General features: G+C 75.3%; 1 protein-coding gene. It reads left to right on the top strand.

Going from position 1 to position 1,637, the window contains the following annotated elements; genetic code table 11:
• A partial coding sequence (locus FNQ90_RS22415) for a PepSY-associated TM helix domain-containing protein (RefSeq protein WP_228471495.1) occupies positions 1-1,603 on the top strand: 1,603 nt, incomplete at its 5' end.
• Positions 1,604-1,637 lie beyond the last annotated feature (34 nt).

Raw genomic sequence — 1,637 nt, 5'->3', positions numbered from 1 at the left:
CGCCCGTTCCGCCGGGGATCCCCCACCGACGTCCTCCGGGGCCTCCGCCCCCGCGGGTCGAACCGACCGTGCGGGCCGCTCGGACCTCCGCCCCCTGCTGCTGCGGATGCACTTCTACGCCGGTCTGCTGGTGGCGCCCTTCCTGCTGGTCGCCGCGGTCACCGGTCTGCTCTACGCCGGTTCCCTCCCGGCCGAGCGCCTGGTGTACGCCGAGGAACTCCGGACGACCCCCGCCGACACGCGGGTGTCGCTGGAGGAGCAGGTCGACGCCGCGCTCGCCGCCCACCCGGAGGGGACCGTATCCGCCGTCCGGGTCGGCGAGAACCCGGGGGACACCACCCGGGTGCTGCTCACCGGTACCCCCGGTCTCACGGAGGGCCGCACCCTGGCGGTCTTCGTGGACCCCCACACCGCCGAGGTGCGCGGTGCGCTGGAGCAGTACGGGACCAGTGGCGCGCTGCCGCTGCGCACCTGGGTATCCGGCCTCCACGGCAATCTCCACCTCGGTGATCCGGGCCGTCACTACACCGAGTTGGCCGCGAGCTGGCTGATCGTCCTGACGGTCGGCGGACTGATCATGTGGATCGCCCGCAAGGGCGGACGCCGCCCCGGCGCGCGCGGGGTGCTCGTGCCCGAGCGCCGGGCGCACGGCCGACGCCGCACCCTCTCGCTGCACGGCGCGGTGGGCGTGTGGGCCTCGCTGGGGCTGCTGATCCTCGCCGTGACCGGCCTGACCTGGTCCACGTACGCGGGTGGACACATCTCGGACCTGCGCACGGCGTTGAACCAGACCACCCAGAGCGTCTCGGCGGCCCTGCCCAACCCGGGGGCCGAGGGGGACCACGGCGACCACGGGGACCACGGCGACCACGGCCACGGGGACCACGGCGCGCCCGCAGCCGTCGGCGGCTCCGGCTGGCCGGCCCCGCCCGGTATCGGCCCCGACGGGGCGCTCGCCGCGGCCGGCGCCGCCGGCCTCGACGGACCGCTGGAGATCGTCCCGCCCGCCGACCCGGAGTCCACCTGGGTGGTCAAGGAGATGGACCGTCAGTGGCCGATCCGGCTGGACGCCGTGGCGGTCCACCCGCACACCGGTGACCTGACCGACCGCCTCGACTTCGCCGACCAGCCACCTCTGGCCAAGCTGACCCGTTGGGGCATCGACATCCACAGCGGTTTCCTCTTCGGGCTCGCCAACCAGATCGCCCTGATGGCGCTGGCCGGCGCACTGGTCATGCTCATCGTGTGGGGTTACCGCATGTGGTGGCTGCGCGGTCGGGCCTCGGCCTTCGGCCGTCCGATCCCGCGCGGGGCCTGGCGGTGTGCCCGGCCGTGGCAGTTGATCGTGGCGGGGCTCGTCCTGGCGGCCCTGGGGTGGTACGTGCCGTTGATCGGGGTTCCCCTGGTGGCCTTCCTGGTGATCGACGCCGTGGTCGGGGCGGTCCTGCGCCGGCGCGGCGGTGCCCGGCCGGCGAGCGATACCGCCGTCGGGGCGCCCGACGCCCGCACCGGTGAGGACCCGGAGATCACCGGGTCGTCGCCCGGCACGTCCGCGGGGACCTCGGACGGAGCCGAGCCGGCCGGGGCCGCGCCCGGCCGCTGAACCCATCGCCCGGTTCCCGGACACGGCCCCGCCC

Origin of the sequence: Streptomyces alkaliphilus (assembly GCF_014141535.1) — a bacterium.
Taxonomy (GTDB): domain Bacteria; phylum Actinomycetota; class Actinomycetes; order Streptomycetales; family Streptomycetaceae; genus Streptomyces; species Streptomyces alkaliphilus.
The sequence above is the reverse complement of the archived record's forward strand: the minus strand, read 5'-3'. Positions and strand labels throughout refer to the sequence as shown.